The organism is Ochrobactrum sp. 19YEA23, from assembly GCF_029909865.1.
GTDB classification, from domain to species: Bacteria; Pseudomonadota; Alphaproteobacteria; order Rhizobiales; family Rhizobiaceae; genus Brucella; species Brucella gambitense.
This window is the reverse complement of record NZ_JASAMQ010000005.1, coordinates 134,027-159,232: the sequence shown is the minus strand read 5'-3', so window position 1 is coordinate 159,232 and position 25,206 is coordinate 134,027. Positions and strand designations below refer to the sequence as shown.

Below are 25,206 nucleotides of genomic sequence, written 5' to 3'. Positions count from 1 at the left end.
TCGGATCAGCCCTTGCCTACCAGAAGACGGTCGAGGCCGAACATGCGGTCAATGATGATCATGGTGACGGTCGCGACAAGGATCATCAAGGCGGAGACCGCAGCCATCATCGGATCGATGGATTCGCTTGCATACATATACATGCGGACCGGCAGCGTGACCGTCGACGGCGACGTGACGAAGATCGACATGGTCAGCTCATCAAAGGAATTGATGAAGGCGAGCAACCAGCCGCCCGACAGACCCGGCAGCAACAGCGGCAAGGTGATGCGACGGAACACTGTCCATTCTCCAGCACCCAGCGTCCGCGCCGCATTTTCCGCATTGCGGTCCATGCTGCCGAGAGAAGCGAGAATGAGACGCAGCGCATAAGGCGTGATCACGATGGAGTGCGCGGCTACAAGCCAGACGAAGGAGCCCGTGAAACCCATCAGGGAGAACAGGCGCAGGAATGCGACGCCCAGCACCAGATGCGGAATGATCAGCGGCGACAGAAACAGCGCATTGAGCGCATCGCGGCCACGGAAATTATATTGCGCGATGGCAAGCCCGGAAGGCACCGCCAGCAATGTGGAGATCGTGGCCGAGAAGAAGGCGAGCTTCACGCTGTTATAGAACGACGTCATAAAGTCGTTGTGCTCGAAGACCGCCTTGAACCAGCGAAGTGAAAGGCCATTCCACGGCATGGTCAGTGTGTTTTCGGGAGTGAAAGCCACCAAACACACCACCAGCATCGGCGCCAGCATAAAAATGACGACCAGCGTGTGGAAGAAAAGGGCGAAAGGACCGTTCTTGACCATGGTGCTTACCCCAGTTTCTTCTTGGCCTGCCCTTCGAGCAGGCGGTTATAGGCAATCATGATGATGAGATTGGCCACCAGAACGATGATGGCGATGGCTGCACCCAGCGGCCAGTTCAGCTCGATCAGGAATTCGTCATAGACGACGGTAGCTGCCATCTTGAGACGGCGTCCGCCAAGCAGGCCCGGAATGGCAAAGGAACTGGCCGACAAAGCGAAGACGATGAGGCTGCCCGAAAGAATGCCAAGCACGGCCTGCGGAAACACCACGCGGCGCAATGCCGTCAGGCGCGATGCGCCAAGCGTAAGCGCGGCTGCTTCCACTGACGGGTCGAGTTTCTGCAGCACGGTCCACACCGGGATCACCATGAAGGGCAGCATGATATGCACCAGACCGATCACGATGGCGGTCTCGCTATAAAGGATCTGCGTCGTCGGCAGGCCGACCAGCTGCAGCAGGCTGTTCACCAGACCATTGCGTCCGAGAAGCATGCTCCAGCCGAAGGTGCGCACCACGACCGAAACCAGAAGCGGTCCGATGATCACCAGCAGGAAGATGGAGCGCCATGGCTTGCGCATATTGGAGAGAATATAGGCTTCCGGCACGCCAATCAGCACCGTGATGACGGTGGTGATAAGAGCGAGCTTGAGCGTCCGCCAGAAGATCGACAGATAATAAGGATCTTTGAGAACCTGCGTGTAATTGGCGAGCGAATAGACGTTCTCGATGCCCTTGTCATAGCTGTAGCTGTTGAACGACAGCAGGATCGTCAGCCCCAGCGGCAAAAGCACCAGCGCGAAGAAAAGCAGCGTCGACGGCCCGGCCAGGAAAAGCGGCATCAGATTGCGCGGTTCCTTCGGGGCTGCGGATGTACCTTCTGAGATCACCGAAGCCATGTTCAGTTCACCCCTGCGGTGAGGATACGGCAGTCTTCATGGTTCCAGTTGAGGCCGACTTGCGTGCCCTCAGCGGGCGGCGGATTGCCGAGATTGGGCAATGACACCGAAAGCTGGCCCGCCGCCGTATTGACGCCGAGCAACCACTGGCTGCCCATGAAATAGCGCGTTGCGACTTCACCGGCGATATGACCCTCGCCGTCATTCACCAGCTGCACTTTTTCCGGGCGGATAAACACCGAGAGATCGCCGGAAAGCTTGGCTTCGCCCGCCGGGAAGCGGATCGCTGTGCCCGCAAGCGCGATCATCTCGCCTTCGGCGCGTGCCTTGAGGAAGTTGGACTTGCCGACAAAATTGGAAATGAAATGGTTGTGCGGATGCTCATAGAGCTTGTAGGGCGCATCGACCTGCGTGATGAGGCCCTTTTCCATGACCACGATGCGGTCGCTGATCGACAGCGCTTCGGCCTGGTCGTGGGTCACCATGATGGTGGTGATCCCGACAGTGCGCTGAATGCGGCGCAGTTCGAACTGCATTTCCTCGCGCAACTGCGCATCGAGATTGGAGAGCGGCTCGTCCAAAAGCAACACAGGCGGATTGATGACCAGCGCGCGGGCAATCGCAACACGCTGGCGCTGACCGCCCGACATCTCACGCGGATAGCGATCCGCCAGAGCGCCAAGATGCACCAGTTCCAGCACCTCGCGCACACGCTTTTCACGCTCGGCCTTGGCCACATTGCGCATTTCGAGGCCGAAGCTGACATTCTGCGCCACCGTCATATGCGGAAACAGCGCATAGCTCTGGAAGACGACACCAAGCTCGCGCTTGGCCGGGGCCAACCGGGTGATATCGCGACCATCAAGCGTAATCGAACCGGCAGTCGGGGGCACCAGTCCGGCGATCATCTGCAAGGTGGTGGTCTTGCCGCAGCCGGAAGGGCCGAGCAGCGAAATGAACTCGCCCTTTTCAATCGTCAGATTGAATTTATCGACAGCCGCGAACTTGCCGTAGTGGCGGGAAATTCCGGAAAGGGTCAAAAAGCTCATTGCGTCTCCCTCTCGGCCTGACTTCCGCAGAATTGTGCGGGGGAGCGGAAGCGCCGTGATGTTGTCTCACGTCACCTCTTTACAGGGCTGGCTGGCGGGGCGGTCATTCATGCTCGGTTGCGCGGCAACACATTATGGCCAGCCGCTTTCGCGGCTGCATCGTTCCCTGAACAACGCCTGAAGCAAAACCGCCGATCCGCTTGCAACACCGTTTCGGTGCCTTGCCGGACCTTCCCATTGGCGACGCTTTCAGATGGCAGAAAAAATTCCGCGATTACAAATTATAATTTTCAAATCCGGAAGAAATTATATACATCTTTCAAAATACAGAATTTGGAAGCAATTTTATGGATGATATATCAGAGAATTCGAAATCTGGCGCTGCTCTCAACTCAAGTCTGGTGAAGGCAATCCATATTTTGAAAGGTCTGGCCGCGAGCGCCGAGGACGGCGTGCGGCTGATCGATCTGGCTCGCGATCTCGAATTGAGCCAGCCATCCACCCATCGTCTGCTGAAGACATTGATTGCCGAAAACCTTGTCGAGCAAATCGCCGACAAGAAGGCCTATCGCCTGTCGCTGGAGTTTTTCGCCATGGCGGCGCAGGCCCGGCAACGCGACGGGATACTCAATATTGCGCGCCCGTCGCTGCTGCGGCTGTCGACCACATTCAACGATACGGTTTTCCTGCTGGTGCGCAGCAATTTCGATGCTGTGTGTCTTGATCGCGTCGAGGGACCGTTTCCGATCCGCTCCTATACCGGCGATATTGGTGGCAAGGTTCCGCTTGGCATCGGCCAGGGCAGTCTAGCCATTCTCGCCTTCCTGCCGGAAGAAGAGCGCGAGGCGATCATCCGCTTCAACATGCCCCGCATTCTGGATAAGTCCACCATCGACGAGGTCGATCTGCGTATCCTGATCGATGAAGTGCGCAAGACAGGTGCTGCAACCTTCAACTTCAATATGATTGATGGCATGGCTGGTGTCGGCGTGCCCATTCTCGACCATAGCGGTGAAGCCGTGGCGGCCTTCAGCGTCGGCACGCTGGCCTCACGCCTGACCGAACAGCGACTGCAAACCGTCGTTGAACTGCTGAGCCGGGAAGCGGCAATCATTTCCCACAAGATCAGCCCGTTCGATCCCAGTCTGCGCCAGCCCAATCAGGCACTGGCAAATCGCAGATAGCGGCTAGAAGCTTTACTGCGCGCGGCGTACGGTCTCGGATGGAAGATAGCCGAAGCGCTGGCGGTAATCGGCCGAGAACAGGCCCATATGGTTGAACGCCCAGGCCATGGCGATGCGCGTAATATCGCCGGGTCCGGCATATCCGCGGGCAAGCTCTGCATGCACCTTGTCCAGCCGCATATTCTTGAACACGCCGAGCGGCGTGTTGCCCCGAACACTGCGGAAGGTGCGGTGCAAGGTGCGGGCGCTGGTGCCCGTTGCGTCGACCAACTCCTGCAAGGTCAGCTGCTTGTCGAGATTGTCGAGCATGAATTTTTCAGCACGCTGGACATAGCTCGGCACCGCGCTCATCAGCGGTCTTGCGCGCGGCTGCGTATCGAGTGCCGCCGCAAGCGACGCCATCAGGCTGTCTTCCAGCCGCTCCGACAGACCACCATGGAAGAAGGCTTCCTTGTCCTTCTCGATCTCGTTCATGACGAAATGCGCCAGCTGGTAGAAGGCATGGCCGACCGGGGTGTCAAACGAGACGACGCGCTTGTTATGGGTGAACTGCTCGATAAATTCCTTGCCGCCGAGAATATCAATCTGTGTATCGTTCAGGCTGAAAATCAGCATGCGCGTGGACGGGTGAAACTCAAGATCGATTGCCGAATGCGCATCAACCAGCTGGGCATTCATGCCCGACTGATACAGCAGCTCGTCACCGCGCCGGTCGCGTGAAACGAAAATGCCCTGCAACGGAACCTGCAACAAAGTCATATCGTTATGCGCTTCGACTTCGATGCGGGCATGGCCGCCAATGCGGATTGCCGTCAGGCCGAAGGGCCGCATGCGCCCGTGGGCAACTTCCGTGCGATAGGTCCGGCTGGATTTCTTCGAGATGCGGCAAGGCCGGAGCAACCCGGACATGGTGTCCTGGAACGAATCGATGGACGGCGAAAGCCGGTGCATATAGCTCGTAGTCGGCATCACGATATTCCCCGTATCTCATTTAGAGAGCATTTTATTTTAAGATTAAAGTATCATGCCGTAGCGAGAGCGCAAGCACCGTGAAAATTTTGCCCAAAAGCGCGTTTCTGGCGGTTTCCTGTTAGGAATGGCGATTTGGTGATAGACAGCACCGTTCCCGCTTTTATCGTTGGTCCCAGGCGCCAGAGAGCAGCCACGAAAAAGGGAACCGCGAATGAAAGCGATTATCGTCGGAGGGGGCATTGGCGGCCTCACCATGGCACTGATGCTGCATGCACGAGGCATTGCCTGCCAGATTTTCGAAGCAGCACCGGAAGTCCGCGAACTGGGCGTTGGTATCAACGTCCTTCCGCACGCCATCCGCGAACTGGCTGAAATCGGTCTTCTGCCAGCACTCGACGCCACCGGCATCCGCACCCGCGAGCTGATTTACGCGACACGGCAGGGCCAGGAAATCTGGCGCGAACCGCGCGGCATGGATGCAGGCTATGATGTGCCGCAGTTTTCCATTCATCGCGGCTATTTGCAGAAACTGCTTTATGATGCAGTAATCGAACGTCTCGGACCCGACGCCATCGTCGCCAACCAGCGCTGTGTCGGCTATGAGCAGAACGAAGGTTCGGCGACAGTGCATTTCGCTGAAGGGTCGAAGATCGCCTCGGCAACCGGCGACATTGTCATCGGCGCGGATGGTATTCACTCCGTCATCCGGCATCAGATGTTCCCGAACGAAGCCGGGCTTAAATGGAATGGCGTCATGATGTGGCGCGGCGCGGTTGAAAGCGATCCGTTCCTTGACGGCCGCACCATGATCGTTGCAGGCGGCTTCACCTATAAGCTGGTTCTGTATCCCATCGCCAAGGGCACCACGCCCGGCAAAATTCTCAACAACTGGGTCGTCACCTATCGTCCGGGCGCCGACGGTTCGCCTGCACCGAAGCGCGAGGACTGGAGCCGTCGCGGCACGCATGAAGAGCTGATGCCGCATGTCGAAAAGTTCGGCATCAATGTCGTCGATCTCGCCGCGTTGGTGCGGGCAACCGATACATTCTTCGAATATCCCATGTGCGACCGCGATCCCGCGCGCTGGTGGACCGATGGCCGTGTGGCGCTGATCGGCGACGCCGCCCATCCGATGTATCCGGTCGGGTCCAACGGCGCGAGCCAGGCCATCATCGACGCCCGTACGCTGGCCGATCATCTGGCCGCCGCCGAACACGGTCGCGCAGCACTTGCCGCCTATCAGGCAATTCGGCTGCCCGCGACAGCGGAAATTGTTCGGCTCAACCGGCTGGGCGGCCCGGAAGGCGTCATCGATGAGGTCGAACGTCGCGCACCGTCCGGTGTTGCCGATCTGGACGGCGTCATCAGCTTTGCCGAACGCGAGGCGATTGTTCGCGGCTATGCCGCAAAAGCGGGCTTTTCAACACAGCAGGTCAACCGGGAAGTGGCTCGAGCCTCGGCCTGAAACCTGCACCTGAATAGTTTCTAAACGCGCATCTTTTCCGAAAACCGTTTCACACTTTTCGGGATGCGCTCACATGAAAGGGAATCCAAGTGACTGATCTTCCAGCTGGCGTTACCAAATCCGGCTCCTCCGTCGAAGGTGTTGTCTGGCACATTCTGGGCCAGACCTATGTGCCAAAGCATGTTTGCGAAAGCTCGATGTCGTGGCATGCGACCTTCCCTCCCGGCACCTTCGTTCCGCCGCATATCCACACCACGCAGGAAGAATTCATCTATGTGCTGGAAGGCCGCCTCGACCTGCTGCTCGACGGCAAGGATGCCGTTGCCGAAGCGGGCGATCTCGTCTGCCTGCCGCGCAACGTGTCGCACGGCATTTTCAACAAGTCCGAACAGCCGGTGAAGTGCGTTTTCTGGGTTTCGCCGACCGCTAAACTCTGGGACCTGTTCGTTCGCATCAATAATGTCGGTGATCCAGCTGAAATAGTTCGCGTTGCACCGGCTCACGAGGTTGAATTTTTGCCCGCGCCAGCAGAATAATGCATCCGCCCGGCAGATGTATGGGAGTACATCTGCCGGGTAATAAGCATTTCCAGCAAAAGCGTTTCGCGGTTTTGTGTCGGGCAATGCGAAAGAAAAAGAAAACAGAGCAAAAATCTGCAATCGAGGTGGAACAATGAAAATTTCGACGAAAGCAGCACTGGCGCTGCTCGCCGCAACCATGTTGAACGGAACCGCGCAGGCCGAAGACGGCAAGATCAAGATCGGTTTGATCTATACGCTAAGCGGGCCATCGGCCTTGCTGGGCGAACAGTCCCGCGACGGTTTTTTGCTCGCCATGGACAAGCTGGGCAACAAGCTCGGCGGCCTCGATGCTGAAATCATCGTTCAGGACGATGAGCAGAAGCCGGATATCGGCGTCAACAAGGTCCAGCAGATGATCCAGCGCGACAAGGTGGATTTCGTCATCGGGCCGATTTTCTCCAATGTCCTGAACGCCATCGTCAAGCCGGCAACCGAATCCGGCGCATTCCTGATCTCGACCAATGCAGGCACATCCAATCTGGCCGGCAAGGACTGCAACCCCAATCTGTTCGTGACGTCCTATCAGAACGACCAGATGCATGAAGTTTCCGGCAAATATGCCGAAAAGCAGGACTACCAGCGCGTGTTCCTGATCGCCCCGAACTATCAGGCAGGCAAGGACGCGCTCGCCGGTTTCAAGCACTCCTATAAGAACCAGGTCGCACAGGAAATCTATGTGCCGCTCGGCCAGCTGGATTATTCGGCGGAACTGGCGCAGATCGCCGCTGAACAGCCGGATGCGGTCTATGCCTTCCTGCCCGGCGGCATGGGTGTGAATTTCGTCAAGCAGTATCGTCAGGCCGGCCTTGAAGGCACGCCGTTCCTCTCGGCATTCACCGTGGATGAGACGACCTTGCCTGCGCAGCAGGATGCAGCGGTAGGCTTCTTCGCCGGTTCGAACTGGGCGCCCGATCTCGATTCCGCGCCCGCCAAGGAATTCGCCGCCGCCTATGAAGCCAAGTTCAAGCGCATTCCGGCAACCTTTGCCGTGCAGGCCTATGATGCTGCCATGCTGATCGACGCGGCGGTCAAGCAGGTCAATGGTAACCTGGCCGACAGGGACGCCTTGCGGGCCGCCATGAAGGACGCGAAATTCACCTCGCCGCGCGGTGAATTCAGTTTTGGCGACAATCACTTTCCGATCCAGAATTTCTACCTGACCAAAGTCGTCAAGCGTGATGACGGTCAGTTCGCCACGTCCTACGTTGAAACGGTCTTCAACGACTACAAGGACAACTACGCAGCTGAATGCAAGATGTAACCCGGTGGAAGAAGGGCGCTCCGATGAGCCCAGTCTTCTCAATTTCCAAGTCTGAAACAGTTCACGCCAGCCCGTCTGGCGTGAACCGGGCTTCAGTACAACGAGTTCCGGACATCCCCCATGCTCAATCTTTTTCTGCTGCAGTCCCTTAACGGGATTCAGTTTGGCATTTTGCTCTTTCTCGTCGCCGCCGGTCTGACGCTGATCTTCGGCGTCATGGACCTCATCAATCTGGCGCATGGCGTTCTTTATATGGTCGGCGCCTATCTGACCGCGACCTTCACTGCCATGACCGGCAGTTTCTTCTACGGCATCCTGATTGCCCTTCCCGTCACGCTTGTCATCGGCATCGTGCTGGAAGTGCTGGTCTTTCGACGATTATACGAACGCAGCCATCTCGATCAGGTTCTGGCGACCTTCGGACTGATCCTGATTGTGAATGAACTGGTGAAGATCATCTGGGGTGCAGCGCCGCTCAGCGTGCCGATGCCAGACTCCCTGTCCGGTTCCATCCAGCTTTTTGGAAACCTGCGCTACCCCGTCTATCGCCTGCTGATCATCGCGGCTGGCCTTCTCACAGCGGCAGGCCTCTATGTCCTCGTCAATCACACGCGCATCGGCATGCTGTTGCGCGCCGGAGCAACCAATGGCGACATGGTGTCGGCCCTTGGCATCAATATCCGTCGCCTGTTCATGGTGGTGTTCGGATTGGGCGCGATGCTTGCCGGTTTTGCTGGCGGCATGGTCTCCCCCATCCTCTCGGTCGATCCGGGCATGGGCGATTCTATCCTGATCCTTACCTTCGTCGTCATCGTGATCGGCGGCGTCGGTTCGGTGCGCGGCGCTTTTGTTGCGGCCATCGCTGTCGGCCTCGTCGATACGCTCGGCCGCACCTTCGGGCCGATGCTGCTCCGCAATCTGCTTGATCCTGCCGCCGCTTCCCAGATGGGCCGCACGCTGGTGCCGATGCTCACCTATATTCTGATGGCAGCCGTGCTCTATTTCCGCCCGACCGGTCTCTTCCCGGCACAGGGAGGAACGCGATGAGCGAGATTACCCATAACAGCGCCCGCGATACCGCCATGCCGGAAAAGGCCAAAAACCGACCGTCGCCTCTGCTGGATGCGGGCCCGTGGCTGGTCTTCGCGGCCTTTGCAATCGTTCCGCTTCTTGCATCCGCTCTCGGCGACAGCTTTCTGCTGGTAATCGTCACCCGCATCATGATCTTTGCGCTGGCAGCGCTTTCGCTCAACTTCATCATGGGTTACGGCGCGCTCGTCTCGTTTGGTCATGCGGCCTATATCGGGATCGGCGCTTATGCGGTCGGCATCCTGTCCAGCTATGGCATCGATGATCTGATCCTTCAGCTGGTCGCGGCTACTATCGCCGCAGCGATCTTCGCCTTCGTCACCGGCTATATTTCGCTGAGAACCAGCGGCGTCTATTTCATCATGATCACGCTGGCCTTTGGTCAGATGGCCTTCTTCTTCATGGTGTCCCTTTCAGCCTTTGGCGGCGACGATGGAATGACGCTGTCGTCACGTTCCACGCTGTTCGGCAATACGCTGCTTTCCGGCAATCTGGTGCTGTTCTATTTCGTGCTGGCGCTGCTTGTCGGGGCGTTTCTCACCTTCCGCATGCTGGTGCATTCAAGGTTCGGTCGCGTGCTGCGCGGAACGCGGGATAATCCGGTGCGCATGCGCGCCATCGGCTTCTCGCCCTTCTCGTTTCAGCTCACCGCCTATGTCATCGCTGGTGTGGCCGCGGCCATCGCAGGTGTTCTGCTGGCCAACCAGATCCAGTTCGTTTCGCCTGCCTTCATGAGCTGGCAGCGCTCCGGCGAGTTGATCGTCATGGTGGTGCTGGGCGGCATGGGCACGCTGATCGGCCCTGTCCTCGGCGCAACGGCCTTCATCGTGCTGGAAGAAGTACTGGCTCACTTTTCCGAGCACTGGAAACTCGGCCTGGGCCTTTGCCTCGTTCTCGTCGTGCTGTTCAGCCGCGACGGTATCGGCGGGCTGATCCGCAAGCTGCGTGGAGGTTCCGATGTCGGATGAGCTTCTTCAGGTCAATGACCTGCACAAGAGCTTTGGTGCGCTCAAGGTCACGGATGGGGTCAATCTCACCGTCAAACGCGGCGAGATTCACGCGCTGATCGGCCCGAACGGCGCAGGCAAGACCACATTGATCCACCAGCTTTCGGGCAACTTGAAAAGCGACCGTGGCTCGGTGATTTTCGATGGCCGTGACATTTCCAGTCTCGCCATGCCCGATCGTGTTCATCTGGGGCTTGCGCGCTCGTTCCAGATCACCTCGGTTCTCGAAGGCTTCAGCGTGCTGGAAAATGTTGCGCTGGCCGTTCAGGCGCGATCAGGCTCAAGCTTTCGCTTCTTTCAGGCGGCGAGCAAGGAAGCCAGGATCAACAATCAAGCCATGGCAGCACTCGCCCGCGTGCGGCTTGACGACCGCGCCCATCGCCGGGCCGGAGCACTTTCTCATGGTGAAAAACGCCAGCTTGAGATTGCCATAGCGCTTGCCACCGAAGCGCAGATGCTGTTGCTCGACGAGCCACTGGCTGGCACCAGCCACGAGGAATCCGTGGTGCTGGTCGAGTTGATGCGCGCACTGCGCCTGACCCATACGCTGGTTCTGATCGAACATGACATGGATGCCGTTTTCTCGCTGGCTGATCAGGTGAGTGTGCTTGTCTACGGGCGCGTCATCGCATCGGGAACACCCGACGCCGTGCGCTCCGATCCGGATGTGCGCGCCGCCTATCTCGGTGAAGAGGAGGCCGCATAATGCTGAAAGTCGAAGGGCTCCAGAACGCCTATGGCCAGTCCCGCATTCTCTTCGGCATCTACTTTGAAGTCGCTGCAGGAGAGGTCGTTACGATCCTCGGCAGAAACGGCATGGGCAAAACCACAACCATCAAGTCGATCTTCGGCTTGCTGCCGCCCAAAGGCGGCAAGGTTTTCGTCAATGGCCAGGACGTGACCGGCAAGCCGCCCCATGCGATTGCACGCGAGGGGCTGGGGCTGGTCCCGGAAGGGCGGCAGATATTTCCAACGCTCAGCGTTGAGGAAAACCTGTTGGCCACCCGGCGCTCGGATGCCCGCTCGTCCAAATGGACGCTGGAGAGCATCTACCGGATGTTCCCGCGCCTGAAAGAACGGCGGCGCAATATGGGCAACCAGCTTTCCGGCGGTGAGCAGCAGATGCTGGCGGTTGGGCGCGCGCTGATGACCAATCCGAAAATGGTCGTGCTGGACGAGGCGACCGAAGGATTGTCGCCGCTGATGCGCGAAGAGATCTGGTCCTGCCTGCGCAACATCAAGGACGAGGGCGAAGCGATCCTCGTCATCGACAAGAATGTCGATGCGCTCGCGCGCTTCGCAGACCGTCACGTGGTTATCGAAAAAGGTCGTGTGGTGTGGAGCGGCGACAACGCCGCGCTGTTGAACACCCCTGAGATCAAGGAACGCTATTTGCACGTTTGACCGGGAGCACATCCCGAAACAGGCGATGCGCCTTTCGGACAGAATGTCCGTAAAAACAAATAGTTAGAACGGCTACAACGGTTCAGCCTCCACTGATGCCGCTCTGGCAGCCGAACGTAAACTGGCATTGACAGGAGAAGAGCATGCACCCCAGCGCTCATGTGGACACATTCGTTCTGGATAATCTCCCGGCTGCGGAACTTCTACCGGATATCATCAACCTCGACGAACTCGGCTACCCGGAACAGCTGAACGCGACCTATGAACTGGTGGATGCGCATCTGGCAAACGGCAAGGGCGACCGCATCGCCTTGCAGGCGCCGGGCGTGCGCTGGACCTATAGCGATCTTGCCGCCATGATCAACAAGATCGCCAATGTGCTGACCGACAAGCTCGGCATGAAAACCGGCAACCGCGTGATGATCCGCTCGGGCAATAATCCGACCAAGATTGCGCTTTATCTGGCGATCATCAAGGCAGGCGGTGTCGTCGTGGCGACCATGCCGCTTTTGCGCGCCCGGGAGCTGGTCCAGATCATCGACAAGGCCGAGATCAGCATCGCCTTTTGTGATCACGCGCTGATCGGCGAAATGCAAAATGCCGTGGCGCAGACCAGCTTCGTCAAGACACTGGTGACCTGGGAGGACAATGCGGGCGGTGAGCTTGGCGCATTGCTGGCCGATGCATCCGGCGATTTCGACGCAGTGGCAACGCGGGCGGATGATCCCTGCCTGCTCGGCTTCACATCCGGCACCACTGGCCTGCCGAAAGCGACGATCCATTTCCACCGCGACCTGCTGATCGTCTGCGACTGCTATGCGCATCACATTTTGGACGCAACGGAAGACGACATCTTCATCGGCTCGCCGCCGCTGGCTTTCACATTCGGCCTTGGCGGACTGGTTCTCTTTCCATTCAGGATCGGTGCTTCGACAGTGCTTCCGGCAAAGACCGCGCCCCATGATCTGGCGCTCGCCATCGGCGAATATAAGCCGACTGTCTGTTTCACCGCGCCGACGGCCTATCGCGCCATGCTTTCGAAGATTGATCAATATGATCTGTCTTCGCTGCGCAAATGCGTTTCAGCCGGGGAGGCTCTGCCGCTCCCCACTTTCGAAGCGTGGAAGCGCGCGACCGGGCTTTCGCTTGCAGATGGCATCGGTGCAACGGAAATGCTGCATATCTTCATTTCCGCGCCGGAAAACGACATTCGTCCCGGCGCGACCGGCAAGCCAATCCCCGGCTATGAAGCGCGCGTCATCGATGACAATGGGCAGGAATGCGCGCCCGGCACCCCCGGACGCCTTGCCGTTCGGGGGCCGCTCGGCTGCAAATATCTGTCCGACCCGCGCCAGACCAAATATGTCGAGAACGGCTGGAACATCACCGGCGATACCTATGTCATGGATGAGGACGGCTACTTCTGGTATCAGGCCCGCAACGACGACATGATCGTTTCCGCCGGATACAATATTGCCGGACCGGAGGTCGAGGCCAGCCTGCTCGCGCATCCGGCTGTGGCAGAATGCGGCGTGGTGGCAGCGCCTGATGAGGAACGGGGCTGCATCGTAAAAGCCTATGTGGTGCTGAACGAGGGCTATAATGGCGATGCGAGCTTGCAGGAAACACTGCAACGCCATGTCAAAAGCGAACTCGCGCCCTATAAATATCCGCGCCTGATATGCTGGGTTTCCAGCCTGCCCAAGACAGAATCCGGAAAATTGCAGCGATCCGCCCTGCGCGCGCAGGCGGCAACCGAAGCCCGCGCCTGACGCGGCTTCACGCATGAAACATGCAGGAGACTTCAGTGCTTCAAGACTTCGATACCGCCTATGACAATATGAAAGCCATCAGCGATTCCGCCACGTACCCGCCGCGCTGGACGGAACTGGCCTCGGGCTTTCGCGCAAAAATGCGCGATCAGGGCCGCTTGATCCCTGACATCACTTATGCCGATGGCGCGCGCAACCATTACGATCTCTTCCTGCCGGAAGTCACGGCCAAGGGTACGCTCGTCTATGTCCATGGCGGTTATTGGAAGGGGTTGGACAAAAGCTTCTGGTCGCATCTGGCACAAGGCGCGCTTGCGCGCGGTTATCGCGTGGCCATGCCGAGCTATACGCTGTGCCCCGAAGCGCGCATTTCCGGCATCACGCTCGAAATCGGGCGCTTCATCGACCACCTGGCGCAGGAAGTGGACGGCGACATTACCCTGACCGGCCATTCCGCCGGAGGACACCTCGTCAGCCGCATGGCCTGCGAAAACGCACCCATTGCCGCCGCAACGGCGGAACGGATCAGCCGTGTTCTTTCCATCAGCGGGCTGCACGATCTTCGCCCGCTGCTCAAAACCGCGATGAACGACATTTTCCACATGGATGCGGAAGAAGCCGTCGCGGAAAGCGCCGCGCTACAGCGCCCACACGCTGATATTGCCGTGCATTGCTGTGTCGGCGGTGACGAACTGATGGAATTCCGGCGGCAAAATGCGTTGCTGGCAAACATCTGGTACGGATTGGGGATCGAGACCAGCGCCTGGGAAATCGACGGAACGCATCATTGCAATGTGATCGACACGCTCTGCGATCCCGAAAGCCGCGCCGTTAAATTCCTCTGCCCGTAAGGCCGAGAAAGTGAAACGCTTTTCGCTTATGGCAGAAAGCGTTTTCAGAAATGCTCTATCGGAAGGCCGCGCCGCTCATGTCCTGACAGGGCAAACCCCGTCGGCTCGGCTTTTGTCCCGCCGCTCATGCGGTTGATCATCACGGCCACTTCGGTTCTGTTATGCACACCGAAACGCTTGATCAGATCATCGACATAATCCTTCACCGTATGAGGCGAAAGTTCCAGATGCCGCGCAATCTGCTTGTTGGTGTTGCCCGCAGCCAGCAACCGGGCGACTGTCGAAAGACGCGGCGGCAGGCTGGTCAGATTGGCGCCGGGCGTCTTCGCCGGACGCCCTTCCTGGATATTACGCAAGGCTAGCGCCGACGAGCGGCACAGCAGTGACACCTGCTCTTCGAGCTGCGATGCGTGCATCTCGAAACCGGCGGCATAAATCAGCGCCTGAATATTGCCACCGACATAAATCGGGCAGCACAAGTTATCGTTGTAGTTCCATCGGTAGAGCAGCGTTCGCATCAACGGCACATTGCCCGCTGCATTCTGAGGCAAACGCGAGCCCGCAACCGCGCTGGCATTCTGCACAACCGCCGCAATCATCGGATCTGAATCCGCCAGCCCGTTCTGATATTCGAGAAGAAAGCCGGTGGGCGTGTTGATGCTGTGAAAAAGGCGCGGCCGATTATTCTCCAGCAAATAAATTCCAAGCGAACGCACGCGCAGGACATGCGCGGCAAAATAATCGCAAGCTATTGTAAAATCGTCATAATTACGGCTCTCCGCAACAGAAAGCGCTGCAGAGACCCGCTCGTCTATCGATAGTATTTCCCTGGGCATTCTCTCTCCCGAATTCCCAAGCCCCCCATTCGGGGGGAATGTTTGTTCCCGCTCTTGTTCGTATCATTCCCCCTTACAACGACTAAATCAAGGGGAACCGTTTTGGATACCAGCGTGCACCGGGCTCACACCGCCGACAACTATTCCGCAGTCATTCAGGGCTTCAACGACCGCCTGCAAGCCATTCTACCTTTGATTGAAGAAAAGGCCGAAGAAGCGGAACAACTCGGGCGGATGCATGATGACGTCGTGGATGCGATGCGCAAGGGCGGCTTCTACACGATGCTGTTTCCGAAGGAAGTTGGCGGCGCGGAATTGCGGCCGATCGATGCCATGAAAATCATGTCGGCGCTTTCCTATGCCCATGCCTCATCCGGCTGGTGCACGATGGTCAACAATATGGAAGGCACGACCATGGCGATCTACCTCGACGACGAGGGGATTGCCAATGTGTTCAAGGATGGCGTCGATGTCACCATTGCAGGCAACGGCGTGCCGCGCGGCTTTGCCCGCAAGGTCGATGGCGGCTACATGATCCGCGGCAACTGGGCCTATGGAAGCTCCATCTTCCACGCGGAATGGATTCATTCCGGCTGTTTCTTGCTCGATCCCAAGGACCCGAGCGGCAAGGCGCTGCTGAAAGACGAAACCGGCGCGCCACAAATCATCGTCGCGCATCATCCGCGCTCGACGATCCAGCTGCTCGGCAACTGGGATGTGCTCGGCCTGCGCGCCACCGGCAGCTTCGACTATACGCTTGCAACCGATGAAGACCTCTTCGTGCCGGATTCCATGGTCTATAGTTTCACGCAGTCCGCACCGAAACGCGGTCAGTCGCAGGGGCATCTCGGACTGGCGGGCTACAGCGCCCTTACCCATACGAGCTGGGCTATTGGTGTCGGTCGCCGGATACTCGACGAACTCGCCAAGGTGATCCGCCAGCGGCAGGACCCGTTCGGCAAGAGTGCGGATAGCGCCAGCCTGCGGTTCCAGTTTGCCAATGCCGAAGCCCGCTATCGGGCGGCGCGGGCGCTTGCCATGGAAACCTGGGAAGACGTCTCGAAGACCACCGCATCCGGCGGTGTTCCAACCCTCGACCAGATGACAGTGGTGAAGCTCTCGCTACGTTATATGCACGACATCGTTTCCGATGTGGCGACATTTGCGCATCGGGCGGCGCGCGGAGCATCGCTGCACAACACGGCCATGCAGCGCTTTTATCGCGATATCCATTCCGGCACCCAGCATATCCTGCTCGCCGACCAGATCGTCGAGGAATGCGGCAAGGGTCTGCTCGGCCTGCCCGGCCCCGATGCACGGTGGACCGTTTTCGGCATCAGCGAAAACTGAGACCGGCCATGACAAGAAATATTGTCAGCTTCGTCGGGTGTGATCGCCCGACGAAAGTTCACCGGCTAACCCAGACGATTGCCGCAAGGCTGGAAGCGGAAGACGATGTGTCGGTCACGCATCTGGACCTGTCCCATGCCGGGCCGAACCTGTTTACCGTCAATCGCAAGGCGCTGGACCGGCAATCCGAAAGCCTCATTTCGGAGATCGAGCATTGCGATGCCTTGATCGTCGGTTGCCCGGTCTATCAGGGAAGCTATCCCGGCCTTTTCAAGCATGTATTCGATCTCGTCCATCCACTGGCGCTGCGCGGTCGTCCGACCGTGCTGTGTGCTGTGGGCGGCGGGCATCGTCATGCGCTGGTCGTCGAGCATCATCTGCGTCCGCTCTTCGGCTTTTTCGAAGCGGGAACCGTCGCAACCGGCATCTATGCCTGTTCGGCGGAACTGGAGCCGGACGGGCTGTTGCCTCCGGCCCTCGAAGCGCGGATCGACAGCGCCGTTGACCAGATGAGAAAGCAATTGGTCCAGTCACACCAAGCCAGTGGCATAAGGTGGAAAGATGTTGAATTACTCGAGCAGTTTTGAAAAACGCACGGTCGAAATCCGGGGCAAAACCGTCACCTATCTCATAAAGGGTGAAGGCAAGGATGTCGTCTTTCTGCATGGAACCGGAACATTTCCGGGCTTCGACAGTCTGGCCGACATTGCTTCGCGAAACCGGCTCATCATTCCGTTTCATCCGAATTTCGGTGAAAGCGACGATGATGCCGATATCGTGCAGATGGGCGACTATGTGCTCCATTACATGGATTTCTTCGATACGCTGGGGCTGGACCAGTTCAGCCTCGGCGGCTTTTCGCTGGGCGGCTGGATCGCCGCTGAATATGCGATCAGACAGCCGGACAGGCTCGCCGCGCTATTTCTTGCAGCACCGGCCGGTCTTGACCTTCCGGCAATCCCGCTCCCCGATCTGTTTCAGGTCGCGCCAGCCGATATCCCTGCGCATCTGGCGCACGATCCAGCGGTCGCGCTCCGCTATTTCCCATCTGCGCCCGACAGCCGGTTCGATGCAGCACTGGGACGCGAAATGGGCGCGCTGGCGCGGGTCCACGCAACCGACGGACGCGGCAATAAAAAGCTTGGTCATTGGCTGCACCGGCTGAACATGCCGACCCTGATCCTCTGGGGCGAGGAAGACCGGGTTATCCCCGCGCAATATGCCGAAGAGTGGCAGCGCGGGATCGCCGGCGCACGACTGGAGAAGCTCGGCGCAACCGGCCATCTGCTGTTTGAAGAGACGCCAGCGGCGGCGACACTTGTGCGCGATTTCCTGTCGACGGTCTGAGGTCCGTTTTCAAGCATTGGGCACCGCACGCTCCCGCTTGGGAGCATCATGAAGTTGCAGGTAAAAATAAGGGGAACCAGACCATGCAATGGGAAAGCCTATCGGACTTCGATCAATCCAGAATAAAGCGCTGGCAATGGGGCATGCTGGCGCTGGCGCTGTTATGCGAGATGTTTCTCGCCGCCGACTGGTACGCCTTTGCGGCGGTAATACCGTTTATTTCGGAAACACTGCAGCTCGATTCCGCGCAGGCCGGTCTGGCGCAGGGGATCTTTGCGCTGACCTATGGTCTCGGCATGATTGTCTGGTCGCAATTGAGCCGCCGCATGAATGCGCGGTCACTGCTCCTGATCGGCCTGTTCTGCACCGCCATCGGCATGGTGGCGCAAGTCTATGTCCAGACCTATGCCCAGCTGATTGCGCTGCGCCTGTTCATCGGTTTCTTCGACGCGGCAATTTTCCTCGGCAATATGAAACTTATCATCGGCTGGTTCCCGCAGAAGCGACGCGGCAGCATGATCGGCTTGATCCTCGCAGCCTATAGTCTTGCAATCACGCTGGACTTCGCGATTGGCATTCCGCTTTCCATCACCTATGGCTGGCGCACTTTCTTCGCCATTCTTGCCATCGGTACGCTGGTGACGGCGGCTGGCGTGCTGCTCTTCACCCGCAACAATCCCGCCCATATCGGCTTCAAGGATTTCCGCTGGGAACCAGAAAAACAGCAGACCTCCACGGCGTCACTATCCAGCATCTTCCGCTCGAAATGGATCATCGTCGGCAGCCTTGGCATTTCGGCCTGCACAATGGCCATTGCCGGAACCGCAACATGGGTCATTCCCGGATATATTGCCGTGCATCAGATGCCGGTGGAGGACGCCGCCCTGATTGGCACCTTGATGGGGCTGTCGCAGGTCGTGTTTCTCGTCATCGGCGGTTACGCCGCCGACCGCCTGAACAAAACGGGGATGATCAAATTCGGAACCGTGCTTGCCGTTCTGGTCGCGGCAATGTTCACCCTCGGCATGGCGGTACCGCTTGGCTTTGGCTGGCTCATCCTGATGGCGCTTTTGAGCGGCGTGGCGCTTTTCGGCGGCGGCGCGATCTTCGCCTTTCTGAGCGAAAAATATCCGGAAGAACTGGCGACGGCGGCGGTTGGCTATGCTGAGATTTTCGCCATCCTTGCGACCTTCATTTCGCCCTGGGTCATGGGCGTGGTCATCAAGGTTTCGGGCGGGTCTTTTGTCAGCGCCTTCCTGACCTTCGCCATCATGGAAGCGATCATTCTGGCCATCATTCTGGTGGTCACGCGCGAGAGCTTCAGCCTGAACGACGATAAGGTCACTATTGCCGCCAGCGGTAACGGCATTTCGGGCGAGGCCTCCCGTTCCTGATCCACGAACTTTGCGGATGCGGCGGATGCGAATGACAGGTCGCATCCGCCTTTTTCTCTGGCTTCTTTCCGCAACCGATATTAACACCGATGAGAGCGCCTTGTTGCGTCTGATGCCGAACCGCATCGGGCGCATGACTGTTGCAACCATGATCTAAAGCGAGGGAATTCATGGAGGAACGCTTCTCAGGTACGGTTCTGGCTTCCGAGCATCTGGAAGAGAATCCCGCGCGTTCGCTGGGCGAGATCGGCCTGAACAGTTTTGCGCCCTACCTGATGAACCGCCTGATGGCTCGCTATAACGCGAACCTCGCGGATGGGTTGAAAGGTCGTCAGATCACGACGGTCAAGCTGCGCACGCTGGCTGTCCTGAGTGTCACGCCTTCGGCCACGATCAACGAGTTGGCGGTCTTTACCGTGACCGAACAATCGACGATGAGCCGCACGCTCGATTCGCTTGAAGAACAGGGTTACATTCGCCGTCAGGCGCGCGCCGAAGATATGCGCATCCGCGATATTTCGATGACTGAAGAAGGGCGCAACATCTTCAACGAAGCATGGCCGACCATGTATGATCTGCTGTTGCAGTTGTTTGAGGGCATTGATGAAGACGAGCATCGCGCCTTTGTCGGCACCTTGCAGAAAATGCTGCGCAATATCCGTAAAAACGAACTTTGATAGTATGCTGAATAATAGGCCGATCCGCTTTTGAAAGCGGATCGGCTTTTTTGTTGCTTAGAGCATTTCCAGCAAAAGTGCGTAGCGGCTTTGCGTAGGATAATGCGTAAAAACAAATAGATAGAGCGGTTCCACTATTCCGTTTTAACCGGAACCGCTCTAGTCCGTCGAGCGCGACGGGATCAGTGCCGTCGCTACAGCGGCCAGAGCGGCGACGATAGCAAAGATGTAGAAGTTCCACTGCGGGCCGACATTGAGGCTTGCGATCAAGCCGCCCAGAAGCGGGCCCGACAGCGCGCCAATGCGCGAGAAGCTCAGCGCCCATCCGGTTCCGGCAGAACGGATCGAGGAATCGAGCCGCTGCGCCAGAAAGCCAGTCAACACCAGCGACGCCGACACGGTACCGAAACCGGCAATTGCAACGAACACATAGTTCATCAGCAACGAGCCCTTGAAGGCAAGCGCCACAATGCCGAGAGCGCCCAGCGCGTAGGAACAGGCAACCGTACGGCGCACGCCGAAGCGATCCGCCCATGTGCCCAGTACGATACCGCCGATTGCCGAGCTGAGGCTGAAAACGGCAAGGAACAGCAGGCTGTTGCCGAGATCATAGCCGTTCTTGCGCATGATCTGCGGCAGCCATTGCGCGAGACCATAGACCAGCAGCAGCCCCATGAAGAGCGCGATCCAGAAGCAGGCGGTTTCGAACGCCTTTTTCGGCGAGAAGATTTCATTGAAAACGGTGCGCCAGCCGACCTTGCCATGCTTGCGGACAATCGCCGCCGGAATACCGACGCCCATGCGCTGCGCCGTCTTGCGCGCCGCATCGTGCTTGCCGCGCTGGACCAGCGATTCCACGCTTTCCGGGAGGAATGCGAGGAAGATAGGCACAAACAGCAGCGGCACCGCGCCGATCAAAACGATGGTGCGCCAGCCATGGGCTTCAAGAAAACCACGACCGCAGAGCGCAGCGGCGAGCAATCCCATGGAATAGCCCGAATACATGAGACCGTAATTGAAGCTCTTCTTCTTCACCGGGGAATATTCAACCGTCAGCGCTGCCGCGACCGGAATAATCCCGCCAAGACCAATGCCCGAAATGAATCGGCTCAATCCGAAGATGAAGGGTGTCGGCGCCATGGCGCTGACAATCATGCAAAGCGAAAATACGGTGATGCAGGCGACGAACAGCGGCTTGCGTCCATGAAGCTCGCTCAGCGTGCCTGCCAGAATACCGCCGATCAGCATGCCGATCACCGTATAGCTGCCGATGGCGCCAAGCTCTATCGGCGTCAGCTGCCAGACCGGATCGACCGACAAGGCAGGCAGAATGGCCCCGATGACGCCGACGTCATAGCCTTCCGCGAAAATCGCGAGCCAGCACAGGCCAACGACCAGCAAGCTTTTGCCTGCCGATATTTCCTTTCCGGCAATAGCCGGCGCGTCTATGCTCTGGGCTTGAGACATAGCTTTCCCCTTTTATTTTGAATTGGCGAGGCGCGCTCTTTGATCAGAGCGTCGCGATTGTTTTCAGCGCGCCATCGAGCGCAATGCCCTGTTCATCCAGCAGGGCTGCCTGCCGCAAACGCCGCAGCCAGGCTGCGCCATCGTCCCGCTCGCTGAGAGCGGGCAAGGCGGACATGACGCGGTCGAATTTCGACAGGCCACGCGAATGCGTATCGGAATAACCCTTGACCAGACGACGGCAACCAAGAACCTCGACCGCGAGATCGTAGTTCTGCGGCAAGGCGGCCAGCGCCTGTGCCAGCCAGGCCTCGCAATGTTCCGTCTCGCGCTGATGGCGCAGGCTGCCGCGCCGGAAACGACGCAGGCCCGAGACGACATAAAGCCCGGTGAACCAGAACAGCGTTCCCGTATTCACCCGACGACCTTTGCTGACACGCTTGTCGAGCCATGCGAAGAGCTTCGGGCGATTTTCGATCCAGGCGCCGATGCCTCTCGGCAATGTGCCGCACACTTCTTCCATGCGCGGATGCATATATTCGGTCGTATAGGCGATCTGATCCTTCTTGAGGCCGATTTCCTTGCGCACCCGCTCGAACCGCGAGCCGCGCACCTTGATATCGGCCACCCGGACCACATCGTCATAGGCCATGGCGACAGCGACATATTTTGCCGCCTGTACGGTGAAGGCAAAGCCATGCGCCGTGCCGCCATTGGCAAGATCGGCCTTAAGCATCGCGGCGCAACGGTTCAGATATTCATCGGCATAGGCCGGGTCCTGAAACTCGGTCAGTTTCTTGATGCCCGCGAAAAGCATCGGATGGCATTCACCCGGAAACGCATTGCGGATGCGCTTGATAAGCCCGTCCAGTGCTGGATGCTCAGCCCGCTCTGGCAGAGGGTCCAGCCGCTTTGCAGGCGTTGCCGCCAGCTTGTCATTCGCGCCGCCAAGTGCGCGCTGATAGGCAGCATCAAAAGCTCTCAGACTGGCCTCGATGCCTTTGCCGCCAGACTTGATGGTCGTTTCAAAGGCGGCCTTGTCGAAAGGCAAAGCGCCCGAAGCCGCAAGCGCGCCGAACAGAGCCGAGGAAACCACGCTGCCGCTTTTGGTTGCCAGTGCTTCCATGTCGAAAGCGATGGTCTTGCGCGCGGCAAAGGCTGTCGCATCCTCAACGACCACCGGATTGCCGATGCCGTCACCCGGCTTTTCCTTTTCGCCCACCGCGAAGGAGCGATGGGTGGAGGTGATGAGCAAAGTCTTGTCCGGCGTCACGAGGCCGCGCAGCACCGAGCGCCCCGCTTCCATCAGTTCAGCCGCAATGACGATATCGACGTCGCCGGGCGTGGGCATCAGCGACAGGATCGGATGCGCACCATCACGGGCCCGCAACAGCTCAAGATAATAGATCGTCGCGCCAGTTCTCTGCGCCACACCGGGCACGGAGGTGGTCTGCGCAACCCAGCCATTGTTTTCCGCCAGCGCCACAACCCAATCGGCCAGAACGCCGCCGCCCTGCCCGCCCATGGCGAGAATGGCAATCGATAGCGGCTTGTCCTGCGAAAGAAGAGCGGACGGCGATGCATTCAATGTAGACATGGCCTGTTCCTCAATCTGCAAAGACAATGCGCGATGCGCGTCGGCGCTTTTGCAGCCAGCCAATGACACCGGAGCGCAGACGATGCATGAACTTGTCCCAACCCGTCGGGTTGTGGATGACATCGGCGCGATAGAAGGACGGGCACAGAACCGCCGCTTCAGAGACCTCGCCGCAATTGCCGCAACCAACGCAGGAATTATCGATAGCCGCGACCGGATCATCCTTCAGCGGATCGTCGGTGTGCTTCACCGAAAGCGAAGGACAGCCCGAGAGGCGAATACAGGCGTGATCGCCGGTGCACACATCCTCATCGACACCGAAACGCTGCTTGACCATTCGCTTGCCGTCCTTGACAGCCTTGGCGAATTGCGGCTTCACGCGGCGCTGCTTGTTGAGCATGCATTCCGACGACGCCACGATGATCTTCGGGCCTTTTTCTTCCGTCGTCAGCGCTTCCTTCAGCGTGTCGCGCATCTTTGCAACATCATAGGTGTGGTCGATCTGGCGAACCCAGCCCGCACCGATCCCCTTGACCGCATCGACGATGGAATTGTTGGTCTTGCGACGCGGATTGATGGCTCTGGAGGACATTACGTCCTGACCGCCCGTCGCCGACGAATAGTAATTGTCGACCACGAGGATGACGCCATCCTGCTTGTTGAAGACGGCATTGCCGACCGAAGTGGCAAGACCATTGTGCCAGAAGCCGCCGTCGCCCATCACCGAAATGGAGCGCTTGCCGGCAGGCACGTTGAAAGCGGAAGCCGAGGCTGGACCAAGGCCATAGCCCATGGTCGTGCCGCCGAGATTGAACGGCGGCAGAATTGAGAACAGGTGGCAGCCGATATCGGCAGACACGTGATGCTCGCCCAGCTCCTTTTCCACCAGCTTCATGGCGGCGAAGATCGGGCGTTCCGGGCAGCCGGTGCAGAAACCGGCGGGGCGCGGCGGCACTACTTCGGCCAGCGCCTTGACGCGTTCATCGGCCAGAACCGGCGATGGATCGGGCAGCGGCGGACGGTTGCCGAGCAATTGCGGCGCATGCGCATCGAAGAATGCCGTCAGGCCCTTCAGAAGCACGGGCGTGGTGTATTCGCCGCCCAGTGGCAGCACATCCTTGCCGGACAGTTTTGTCTGGATATCCCGGCGGCGCAGCAGTGTATGCAGCGCCTGCTCGATATATTCCGGCGCGCCCTCCTCCAGCATCACCACGGCTTTCTTGCCGGCAACGAAGTCGATGACTTCATCGTCTATCATCGGATAGGCGACATTCATCACATAGAGTGGAACGCGACTTTCGCCGTAAACATCGGCCAGCCCCATTTGCTGCAAGGCCCGCATGGTGCTGTTGTACAGCCCGCCTTGCAGAATGATGCCGACATCGCCCTCTTGCGGGCCGAAATATTCATTGAGACGATTGGCTTTGACAAACTCGACGGCAGCAGGCCAGCGCTTCTCGAGCTTTTCCTTCTCATGCAGGAAGGATGCGGGCGGCAGGACGATGCGGTTCACGTCGCGCCTCGGATTTTCCAGCGCATCGGCCAACGTGTGGGCAGGCCGCTTGTTATCCTTCGCAACAAACTGACCATGCACATGGCAGCTGCGAATGCCAACCTGCAACATGACCGGCGTGTTGGAGGCTTCCGACAGTTCAAAGCCTTTTTCAACGGCTTCCACGATCGAAGGCAGATTGGGCCGCGGCGTCAAAAGCCACATTTGCGATTTCATCGCATAGGCGTGGCTGCGCTCCTGCATGATGGAGGAGCCTTCGCCGTAATCTTCACCGATGATGACCAGCGCGCCGCCGGTTACACCGCCGGAAGCGAGATTGGAAAGGGCGTCGGAGGCGACATTGGTGCCAGCCGTCGATTTCCAGGTGACCGCGCCGCGTACCGGATACATTACGGAAGCGGAAAGCATGGCCGCAGCCGCAGCTTCCGATGCGGACGATTCGAAATGAACGCCCAGATCTTCCATCACGTCCTTCGCATCGGCGAGAACGTCCATGAGGTGGGAAATCGGCGAGCCCTGATAGCCGCCGACATAGGAAACGCCTGACTGCAGCAGCGCCTTGGTGATAGCGAGAATGCCTTCACCGCTGAAAATATCGCCTTCGCCGAGCTTCAGATCCTCGACTTCACGGGCGAATGAGCGCTCCGCCATGACAATTCCCCTTTTCCGTTCTCCGGAATATCAATTCATTTGCATC

The 25,206-nt window shown here is 58.6% G+C and carries 24 protein-coding genes; 16 read left to right on the top strand and 8 right to left on the bottom strand.

Translation table 11 applies throughout. The features are described 5' to 3' along the window. Window positions 1-5: 5 nt before the first annotated feature. The 3 genes from QBD01_RS14640 to QBD01_RS14630 are packed head-to-tail and all read right to left on the bottom strand — an operon-like array spanning window position 6 to window position 2,745. The gene (locus QBD01_RS14640) at window positions 6-800 is read right to left on the bottom strand and encodes an ABC transporter permease (RefSeq protein ID WP_078338214.1); all 795 of its coding nucleotides are present in this window, start codon (window positions 798-800) and stop codon (window positions 6-8) included. 5 nt (window positions 801-805) lie between these two features. After that, window positions 806-1,696, bottom strand: coding sequence for an ABC transporter permease (locus tag QBD01_RS14635; RefSeq protein WP_280993398.1), 891 nt, complete (start codon window positions 1,694-1,696; stop codon window positions 806-808). Window positions 1,697-1,698: 2 nt separating this feature from the next. Further along, window positions 1,699-2,745, bottom strand: a complete 1,047-nt coding sequence (locus QBD01_RS14630; RefSeq protein ID WP_280993397.1) for an ABC transporter ATP-binding protein — start codon at window positions 2,743-2,745, stop codon at window positions 1,699-1,701. Between the two features lie 347 nt (window positions 2,746-3,092). Between QBD01_RS14630 and QBD01_RS14625 the strand changes: the two genes are divergently transcribed. Beyond that, window positions 3,093-3,929 (top strand): IclR family transcriptional regulator, encoded by an 837-nt coding sequence (locus tag QBD01_RS14625; protein WP_280993396.1) that lies wholly within the window; start codon window positions 3,093-3,095, stop codon window positions 3,927-3,929. A 12-nt stretch (window positions 3,930-3,941) separates the two neighbouring features. On the opposite strand, the gene QBD01_RS14620 is transcribed toward QBD01_RS14625, so the two are convergent. Further along, the gene (locus QBD01_RS14620; RefSeq protein ID WP_151590035.1) at window positions 3,942-4,898 is read right to left on the bottom strand and encodes an AraC family transcriptional regulator; all 957 of its coding nucleotides are present in this window, start codon (window positions 4,896-4,898) and stop codon (window positions 3,942-3,944) included. A gap of 214 nt (window positions 4,899-5,112) precedes the next feature. Here QBD01_RS14620 and QBD01_RS14615 point away from each other — a divergent pair, with 214 nt between their 5' ends. From QBD01_RS14615 to QBD01_RS14575, 9 genes are all read left to right on the top strand, one after another. Further along, a complete protein-coding gene (locus QBD01_RS14615; RefSeq protein WP_280993395.1) occupies window positions 5,113-6,366 on the top strand; it encodes a flavin-dependent oxidoreductase in 1,254 nt (417 codons plus the stop codon). An 89-nt stretch (window positions 6,367-6,455) separates the two neighbouring features. After that, window positions 6,456-6,902 carry a cupin domain-containing protein gene (locus QBD01_RS14610; RefSeq protein WP_280993394.1) on the top strand — a complete coding sequence of 149 codons (447 nt, stop codon included), beginning with the start codon at window positions 6,456-6,458 and terminating at the stop codon, window positions 6,900-6,902. Between the two features lie 136 nt (window positions 6,903-7,038). Next, window positions 7,039-8,208, top strand: a complete 1,170-nt coding sequence (locus QBD01_RS14605) for an ABC transporter substrate-binding protein (protein WP_280993393.1) — start codon at window positions 7,039-7,041, stop codon at window positions 8,206-8,208. Window positions 8,209-8,328: 120 nt separating this feature from the next. Continuing rightward, on the top strand, window positions 8,329-9,255 hold the full coding sequence (locus QBD01_RS14600) for a branched-chain amino acid ABC transporter permease (RefSeq protein ID WP_280993392.1): 927 nt from the start codon (window positions 8,329-8,331) through the stop codon (window positions 9,253-9,255). Continuing rightward, the gene (locus tag QBD01_RS14595) at window positions 9,252-10,265 is read left to right on the top strand and encodes a branched-chain amino acid ABC transporter permease (protein WP_280993391.1); all 1,014 of its coding nucleotides are present in this window, start codon (window positions 9,252-9,254) and stop codon (window positions 10,263-10,265) included. Before QBD01_RS14600 ends, QBD01_RS14595 begins: the two co-directional genes overlap by 4 nt. Then, window positions 10,255-11,010, top strand: coding sequence for an ABC transporter ATP-binding protein (locus tag QBD01_RS14590; RefSeq protein WP_280993390.1), 756 nt, complete (start codon window positions 10,255-10,257; stop codon window positions 11,008-11,010). Before QBD01_RS14595 ends, QBD01_RS14590 begins: the two co-directional genes overlap by 11 nt. Next, on the top strand, window positions 11,010-11,708 hold the full coding sequence (locus tag QBD01_RS14585) for an ABC transporter ATP-binding protein (protein WP_280993389.1): 699 nt from the start codon (window positions 11,010-11,012) through the stop codon (window positions 11,706-11,708). Before QBD01_RS14590 ends, QBD01_RS14585 begins: the two co-directional genes overlap by 1 nt. Before the next feature lie 143 nt (window positions 11,709-11,851). Further along, window positions 11,852-13,480 (top strand): benzoate-CoA ligase family protein, encoded by a 1,629-nt coding sequence (locus QBD01_RS14580; protein WP_280993388.1) that lies wholly within the window; start codon window positions 11,852-11,854, stop codon window positions 13,478-13,480. A gap of 35 nt (window positions 13,481-13,515) precedes the next feature. Then, the gene (locus tag QBD01_RS14575; RefSeq protein WP_280993387.1) at window positions 13,516-14,331 is read left to right on the top strand and encodes an alpha/beta hydrolase; all 816 of its coding nucleotides are present in this window, start codon (window positions 13,516-13,518) and stop codon (window positions 14,329-14,331) included. Between the two features lie 44 nt (window positions 14,332-14,375). Here the strand turns inward: QBD01_RS14575 and QBD01_RS14570 are convergent, their stop codons facing one another. Then, a complete protein-coding gene (locus QBD01_RS14570) occupies window positions 14,376-15,167 on the bottom strand; it encodes a LuxR C-terminal-related transcriptional regulator (protein WP_280993386.1) in 792 nt (263 codons plus the stop codon). A gap of 114 nt (window positions 15,168-15,281) precedes the next feature. On the opposite strand from QBD01_RS14570, the gene QBD01_RS14565 reads away from it, so the two are divergent. The 6 genes from QBD01_RS14565 to QBD01_RS14540 all read left to right on the top strand — a co-directional run bounded on the left by QBD01_RS14565 (window position 15,282) and on the right by QBD01_RS14540 (window position 19,935). Continuing rightward, complete coding sequence (locus QBD01_RS14565; RefSeq protein ID WP_280993385.1) at window positions 15,282-16,517, top strand: acyl-CoA dehydrogenase family protein; 1,236 nt, start codon at window positions 15,282-15,284, stop codon at window positions 16,515-16,517. An 8-nt stretch (window positions 16,518-16,525) separates the two neighbouring features. Continuing rightward, window positions 16,526-17,104 carry an NAD(P)H-dependent oxidoreductase gene (locus QBD01_RS14560; RefSeq protein WP_280993384.1) on the top strand — a complete coding sequence of 193 codons (579 nt, stop codon included), beginning with the start codon at window positions 16,526-16,528 and terminating at the stop codon, window positions 17,102-17,104. Then, the gene (locus QBD01_RS14555; RefSeq protein WP_280993383.1) at window positions 17,079-17,864 is read left to right on the top strand and encodes an alpha/beta hydrolase; all 786 of its coding nucleotides are present in this window, start codon (window positions 17,079-17,081) and stop codon (window positions 17,862-17,864) included. The genes QBD01_RS14560 and QBD01_RS14555 overlap by 26 nt, the downstream gene beginning before the upstream one ends. Window positions 17,865-17,947: 83 nt before the next feature. After that, complete coding sequence (locus QBD01_RS14550; protein ID WP_280993382.1) at window positions 17,948-19,258, top strand: MFS transporter; 1,311 nt, start codon at window positions 17,948-17,950, stop codon at window positions 19,256-19,258. Window positions 19,259-19,289: 31 nt separating this feature from the next. Then, the gene (locus QBD01_RS14545) at window positions 19,290-19,415 is read left to right on the top strand and encodes a hypothetical protein (protein ID WP_280993381.1); all 126 of its coding nucleotides are present in this window, start codon (window positions 19,290-19,292) and stop codon (window positions 19,413-19,415) included. A gap of 13 nt (window positions 19,416-19,428) precedes the next feature. Continuing rightward, complete coding sequence (locus QBD01_RS14540; protein ID WP_078338198.1) at window positions 19,429-19,935, top strand: MarR family winged helix-turn-helix transcriptional regulator; 507 nt, start codon at window positions 19,429-19,431, stop codon at window positions 19,933-19,935. A gap of 159 nt (window positions 19,936-20,094) precedes the next feature. Here the strand turns inward: QBD01_RS14540 and QBD01_RS14535 are convergent, their stop codons facing one another. The 3 genes from QBD01_RS14535 to QBD01_RS14525 are packed head-to-tail and all read right to left on the bottom strand — an operon-like array spanning window position 20,095 to window position 25,160. Then, window positions 20,095-21,402 (bottom strand): MFS transporter, encoded by a 1,308-nt coding sequence (locus tag QBD01_RS14535; RefSeq protein ID WP_280993380.1) that lies wholly within the window; start codon window positions 21,400-21,402, stop codon window positions 20,095-20,097. 43 nt (window positions 21,403-21,445) lie between these two features. Beyond that, on the bottom strand, window positions 21,446-22,996 hold the full coding sequence (locus QBD01_RS14530; protein ID WP_280993379.1) for an indolepyruvate oxidoreductase subunit beta family protein: 1,551 nt from the start codon (window positions 22,994-22,996) through the stop codon (window positions 21,446-21,448). A 10-nt stretch (window positions 22,997-23,006) separates the two neighbouring features. Beyond that, on the bottom strand, window positions 23,007-25,160 hold the full coding sequence (locus QBD01_RS14525) for an indolepyruvate ferredoxin oxidoreductase subunit alpha (protein WP_280993378.1): 2,154 nt from the start codon (window positions 25,158-25,160) through the stop codon (window positions 23,007-23,009). Between the last annotated feature and the right edge of the window lie 46 nt (window positions 25,161-25,206).